We start from the raw sequence: 332 nt of genomic DNA, 5'->3' as shown, positions 1-332 counted from the left end.
CAGGAGGCGCACGGTGCGCTCCAGCATGCGGGCGCGGGCGAGCTGGAGTTCGGCCGGGCGGTCGGTGTCGCGGGCGAGGGCGCGCAGCCCCGGGACGAGGCAGCCCGGCACCTCGTAGGCCGGGCGGGGACCCGGGAGCGGGCGCAGCAGCCCGTGCCGGACGAAGTGCTCCAGGCGCGCGGCGGCGTGCTGCACGGAGCAGCCCGCGAGCGCGGACGCGGTGTGCGCGTCGGCGAGTCCTTCGGGGGCGAGGTGGAGCAGGCGCAGCAGGCGCTGGTCGGAGGCGGGGAGCTGGTCGTGGCTGAAGCGCAGGAGCCGGTCCACGGGCAGGT

General features: G+C 78.3%; 1 pseudogene. It reads right to left on the bottom strand.

The annotated features are described in order from the left end of the window. Nucleotides 1-332, bottom strand: a pseudogene (locus G3I42_RS23790) (hypothetical protein); the annotation flags it as partial.

Source organism: Streptomyces sp. SID11385, assembly GCF_010548245.1.
In the GTDB taxonomy this organism is placed as follows: domain Bacteria; phylum Actinomycetota; class Actinomycetes; order Streptomycetales; family Streptomycetaceae; genus Streptomyces.
This window is presented reverse-complemented; position numbering and strand designations above follow the sequence as displayed.